This is a genomic window from Streptomyces sp. MB09-02B (genome assembly GCF_033794485.1).
Taxonomy (GTDB): domain Bacteria; phylum Actinomycetota; class Actinomycetes; order Streptomycetales; family Streptomycetaceae; genus Streptomyces.
Genome location: NZ_JARGEE010000507.1, coordinates 1 through 5766, shown reverse-complemented (window position 1 = coordinate 5766; position 5766 = coordinate 1). Strand labels below are relative to the sequence as shown.

5 protein-coding genes are annotated in these 5766 nt (G+C 72.1%); 3 read left to right on the top strand and 2 right to left on the bottom strand.

Going from position 1 to position 5766, the window contains the following annotated elements; all coding sequences use genetic code 11:
• Positions 1-4: 4 nt before the first annotated feature.
• Positions 5-808 carry an IclR family transcriptional regulator gene (locus tag P1P70_RS39260; protein ID WP_319246374.1) on the bottom strand — a complete coding sequence of 268 codons (804 nt, stop codon included), beginning with the start codon at positions 806-808 and terminating at the stop codon, positions 5-7.
• A gap of 273 nt (positions 809-1081) precedes the next feature.
• On the opposite strand from P1P70_RS39260, the gene allB reads away from it, so the two are divergent.
• Both allB and alc read left to right on the top strand, forming a co-directional pair.
• Positions 1082-2419: an allantoinase AllB gene (gene allB, locus P1P70_RS39255; RefSeq protein ID WP_319246371.1), complete on the top strand. Its 1338-nt coding sequence runs from the start codon at positions 1082-1084 to the stop codon at positions 2417-2419.
• A 50-nt stretch (positions 2420-2469) separates the two neighbouring features.
• Entirely contained in the window at positions 2470-3600 is a 1131-nt protein-coding gene (gene alc, locus P1P70_RS39250) for an allantoicase (protein WP_319246368.1), read from the top strand.
• A gap of 282 nt (positions 3601-3882) precedes the next feature.
• Here alc and P1P70_RS39245 read toward each other — a convergent pair whose 3' ends face one another.
• On the bottom strand, positions 3883-4086 hold the full coding sequence (locus P1P70_RS39245) for a hypothetical protein (protein ID WP_319246365.1): 204 nt from the start codon (positions 4084-4086) through the stop codon (positions 3883-3885).
• Positions 4087-4265: 179 nt separating this feature from the next.
• Here P1P70_RS39245 and P1P70_RS39240 point away from each other — a divergent pair, with 179 nt between their 5' ends.
• Positions 4266-5519 (top strand): sensor histidine kinase, encoded by a 1254-nt coding sequence (locus tag P1P70_RS39240; protein WP_319246362.1) that lies wholly within the window; start codon positions 4266-4268, stop codon positions 5517-5519.
• Positions 5520-5766: the final 247 nt, after the last annotated feature.

The following is a 5766-nucleotide window of genomic DNA, read 5'->3' as shown; positions in this document are numbered from 1 at the left end:
CCCCTCAGCCACCCGCCCCCGAGTTGGCCAGGGCCTCCGACAGTTCCGCGGCCACCTGCTGCAGCACCGGCACGATCCGCTCGGTCGCCGTCTCGGTGACGCGTCCGGCCGGGCCGGAGATCGAAATGGCCGCGGCGGTGGGGGAGTTGGGGACGGAGACGGCGAGGCAGCGGACGCCGATCTCCTGTTCGTTGTCGTCCACGGCGTACCCGAGCCGGCGTACCTCCTCCAGGGCGGTCAGGAAGCCCTCGGGTGTGGTGATCGTCTTGTCCGTGGCGGCGGGCATGCCCGTACGCCCCAGCAGCGCGCGCACCTCGTCGGCCGGAAAGCCGGCGAGGAGCGCCTTGCCGACCCCCGTGGAGTGGGGGAGTACGCGGCGGCCCACCTCGGTGAACATCCGCATCGAGTGCTTGGACGGCACCTGGGCGACGTAGACGATCTCGTCGCCGTCCAGCAGGGCCATGTTCGCCGTCTCGCCGGTCTCCTCGACGAGGCGCGCGAGGTACGGGCGCGCCCAGGTGCCGAGCAGCCGGGACGCGGACTCGCCGAGGCGGATCAGGCGCGGGCCGAGGGCGTAGCGCCGGTTGGACTGCTGGCGTACGTAGCCGCAGACGACCAGTGTCCGCATCAGCCGGTGGATGGTCGGCAGCGGCAGGCCGCTGCTCGCGGACAGCTCGCTCAGGCCCACCTCGCCGCCGGCGTCCGCCATCCGCTCCAGCAGATCGAAGGCGCGCTCGAGGGACTGGACACCACCGGAGGACGACTTGGCGGAGTCGGTCGTGTGGGCGCTGGCGCTGGTCGTCGGCACGGGCGCGGTCCTTTCGAGATGGCGGGCGAGGTCGCAGCCTACCCGGCAGTTCGTTGACTACTCGCTCGTACGTCACTAAGTTCTGCTCAGTGGAATCGTAATTCCGTCTTGCGAAAACAGCCAGTGTGGGCACGCTGGAGGCAGAGTGGAGGGGGCGCCCTTGACGGGCGCGAGGAGGGGGTGAAAACTCCTTCAACAGAACGTTGAATTCCGTTACGTGGAAGTACATACCGTCGCGCGGAAGTGAAGAGCGGTACGGCGAGAGGGGTCCCGGTGTCCGAGGCTGAACTGGTGTTGCGCTCGACGCGCGTCATCACTCCCGACGGATCGCGTCCCGCCGCGGTCGCCGTCGCCGACGGCAGGATCACGGCCGTCCTCCCGTACGACGCCGAGACACCGTCCGGTGCGCGCCTGGAGGACCTCGGCGACCACGTCCTGCTGCCCGGTCTCGTCGACACCCACGTCCATGTGAACGACCCCGGACGCACCCACTGGGAAGGCTTCTGGACCGCCACCCGCGCGGCGGCGGCCGGAGGCATCACCACCCTCGTCGACATGCCCCTCAACTCCCTCCCGCCGACCACCACGGTCGACCACCTCCGCACCAAGCGCGAGGTCGCCGCCGACAAGGCCCACATCGACGTCGGCTTCTGGGGCGGCGCCCTGCCCGACAACGTCAAGGACCTGCGGCCGCTGCACGACAGCGGGGTCTTCGGCTTCAAGGCGTTCCTGTCGCCGTCGGGCGTGGAGGAGTTCCCGCACCTCGACCAGGACGGGCTCGCCCGCTCCCTGGCCGAGATCGCGGGCTTCGGCGGACTGCTGATCGTGCACGCCGAGGACCCCCACCACCTCGACGCGGCACCCCAGCAGGGCGGCCCCCGGTACGCCGACTTCCTCGCCTCCCGCCCGCGTGACGCCGAGGACACCGCCATCGCGGCCCTCGTCGCCCAGGCCCGGCGGCTCGACGCACGCGTCCACGTGCTCCACCTGTCCTCCAGCGACGCCCTCCCGCTGATCGCCGAGGCCAAGCGGGAGGGCGTACGGATCACCGTGGAGACCTGCCCGCACTACCTCACCCTCACCGCCGAGGAAGTCCCGGACGGAGCGAGCGAGTTCAAGTGCTGCCCGCCCATCCGGGAGGCCGCCAACCAGGACCTCCTGTGGCAGGCCCTCGCGGACGGCACCATCGACTGTGTGGTCACCGACCACTCCCCGTCGACCGCCGACCTCAAGACCGACGACTTCGCCACCGCCTGGGGCGGCATCTCCGGCCTGCAGCTGAGCCTCGCGGCGGTCTGGACGGAGGCCCGCAGGCGCGGTCACGGCCTGGAGGACGTGGTCCGCTGGATGTCCACCCGCACGGCGGCTCTCGTCGGACTGGACCGCAAGGGCGCCATCGAGCCCGGCCGCGACGCCGACTTCGCCGTCCTCGCCCCCGACGAGACCTTCACCGTCGACCCGGGCGCGCTCCAGCACCGCAACCGTGTCACCGCCTACGCCGGCAAGACCCTGTACGGCGTGGTCAAGTCCACCTGGCTGCGCGGTGAACGCGTCGTCGTGGACGGCGAGTTCACCGAACCGAAGGGACAACTCCTCACCCGCACACCCTGACCGACCCCTGCACCCCCGGCGGCGACCACCGAAAGGCAGACCTGATCATCGTGACGGCGCAGCACCACACCCCGCTCGCGGGCTTCACCGGCGACGCGAACCCCTACGTCGGCGGCGACCCGTACGCGGACTACCGCACCGCCGACTTCCCCTTCACCCAGTACGCCGACCTCGCCGACCGCAGGCTCGGCGCCGGTGTGATCGCCGCCAACGACGAGTTCTTCGCCCACCGGGAGAACCTGCTGGTGCCCGAGCGCGCCGAGTTCGACCCCGAGCACTTCGGGCACAAGGGCAAGGTCATGGACGGCTGGGAGACGCGCCGCCGCCGGGGCGCCTCCGCCGAGCACCCCTGGCCGACGGCCGAGGACCACGACTGGGCGTTGATCCGCCTCGGCGCGCCCGGGGTGATCCGGGGCATCGTCGTCGACACGGCCCACTTCCGCGGCAACTACCCACAGGCGGTGTCCGTCGAAGGCGCCTGCGTGGCCGGTTCCCCGTCCCCGGAGGAACTGCTCGCCGACGACGTGAAGTGGACGACGCTGGTCCCGCGCACGCCGGTCGGCGGTCACGCCGCCAACGGCTTCGCCGTCTCCGTCGAGCAGCGCTTCACCCACCTCCGCCTGAACCAGCACCCCGACGGCGGTATCGCCCGCCTCCGGGTGCACGGCGAGGTCGTGCCGGACCCGGCCTGGCTGGCCGCCCTCGGCACCTTCGACGTGGTCGCCCTGGAGAACGGCGGCCGGGCCGAGGACGCCTCCAACCTCTTCTACTCGCCCGCCACCAACACCATCCAGCCCGGGCGCGCCCGGGTGATGCACGAGTGCTGGGAGACCCGGCGCCGCCGCGACCAGGGCAACGACTGGATCCGCTACCGCCTCGCCGCCCAGTCCGAGATCCGCGCCCTGGAGATCGACACGGCGTACCTCAAGGGCAACGCCGCCGGCTGGGCCACGGTCTCGGTGAAGGACGGCGACGACGGCGAGTGGACGGAGGTCCTCCCGCGCACCCGTCTCCAGCCCGACACCAACCACCGCTTCGTCCTCGCGGCCCCGGTCCTCGCGACCCACGCCCGCGTCGACATCTACCCCGACGGCGGCATCTCCCGCCTCCGCCTCTTCGGCTCGCTGACGGAGCAGGGCAGCACCCACCTGTCGACCCGCCACCAGGAACTGGGCGGCTAGTCCGGGTACTTGAGGGCGCGGGGCACCACGCCGAGCCCCGGCGCCCCGCCGGCCACGGATCCACCCGCGACACCCCCGGCCCGGGTTCGGCCGGGGGAGCCCCGACGCCGCCGGGCCCCGTCCGGGCCGCCCGCGCCCCCCGCGACCCGGGCGCGGCGAAGCTCAACTCCCTGCCCGAGTACGTCGTTTCGCACACCGTCACGGACCCGGGGCGGCGCGGCACGACCATGCTCTCCGGTGACCTCGTCAAGGAGGTCACCGCCTTCAAGGAGTACGGAACTTTCAACGCGCCTTCCGGCTCTCCGCCGCCGCGAACAGGGCGATCGCCAGGACGATCAGCGCGATGCTCACATAGATCTCGTAGCCGTCCAGGACGCCCCACCGCTGAGTCACCCCCCACTTCAGCCTGCCCGTGAGTTCGTACACCAGACCGCCCGTGCCCTGCAGCAGGGCGACGAACCCGAGAAACTCCAACAGCTGTTTCATGCGAAGGATCCTCGCCCCGCGGTCCCCCCACGCTCATCGGCCGCGGGGCGAGAGCCGTACGACGGGAGTACCGATCCTCGGCACGACGGGCAGCCGAAAGCCGACGGCGCCACGACTTTGGTCGCGATCACCGTACGGGGGGAGGTGGCGGGACCCGGCTCGCCATAGATTTGTCGACCGTGAGTGGTGACAAGCCGGTACCGCGGCCCCCGACCTTCCCGGGGCGGAGCTGGCTGTTGCCGTCGGCCCTCCTCGACTCCGACCACGACCCCGGAAACGGCCGACCCGCACGGCCGCCCAGGCGCACCGCACGCGACTGGGCCGTCGACTTCACCTGTTTCCTGCTGGCCGTGTTCATCGGCCTGCTGGGCGCGGACACCGTCAGGCACGAGCCCGACCTGCCGCAGGCCTTCGCCGTGTTCGACCAGGTGCTCGGTGCGCTCGCCTGCGCCGCCGTCTGGTTGCGCAGACGCCGGCCGGTCGGCCTCGCCGTGGCGATGGTCCCGGTCTGCTTCGTGTCGAACACCGCGGGCGGCGCCGGCCTGGTCGCCCTCTTCACCCTCACCGTGCACCGCCCCTTCCGGTACGTGGCCTGGATCGGCGGCGTGTCCCTCCTGCTGAACCCGCTGTTCTTCTGGCTGCGCCCCGACCCCGACGTCCCCTACCCCTGGGCGGTCCTCCTCGCCGTACTCCTCACCGCCGCGATCGTCGGCTGGGGCATGTTCGTGCGCTCCAAGCGGCAGCTCATGCTGAGCTTCCGGGACCGCGCCCGACGCGCCGAGACCGAGGCGGCACTCCGGGCCGAACAGGCGCAACGGCTCGCCCGGGAGGCCATCGCACGAGAGATGCACGACGTCCTGGCGCACCGTCTGACGCTGCTGAGCGTGCACGCGGGCGCGCTGGAGTTCCGGCCCGACGCGCCACGGGCCGAGATCGTCCGCGCGGCGGGCGTCATCCGGGAGAGCGCCCACGAGGCGCTGCAGGACCTGCGGGAGATCATCGGAGTGCTCCGCGCGGGCGAGCCCGAGGACGCGGGGCGCCCGCAGCCGACCCTGGCCGCGCTGGACACCCTCGTCTCCGAGTGCCGTGAGGCCGGGATGAAGGTCGTCCTCGACCAGCACGTCACGGACCGCGCCGCCGTCCCCGCCTCCGTCGGCCGCACCGCCTACCGCATCGCCCAGGAGTGCCTGACCAACGCCCGCAAGCACGCACCCGGCGCCGAGGTCACCGTCACCGTCACGGGCGCCCCGGGCGACGGACTCACCCTCCTGGTACGCAACCCCGCGCCCCCGGGAGAGGTCCCGCCGGTGCCCGGCTCCGGCCAGGGCCTCATCGGCCTCACCGAGCGCGCCGTGCTGGCCGGGGGCAGCCTGGAGCACGGCCCCGAGGAGGGCGGCGGCTTCACGGTGCGGGCCTGGCTGCCCTGGGACTGAACCCGGGCACCGCGTTCGACCGGAAGACCCTTGTCGGCTACCCCGGGCACCGCCTTCGGACGGAACATCCTTATCGGGGTGCGCCACGCCATCTCGTCCCCCATGATGGCCAGTTGAGGAACGCCCGGTGCGTCTGTGGAGGGGACAGCGGAGTGAGTTTCGGGGGACGGAATCCGTATCAGCCACCCTGGCCGCCACCGGACGGCGGACCCTACCCGCCACCTCCCCCTCACGTCCCGCCGTATCC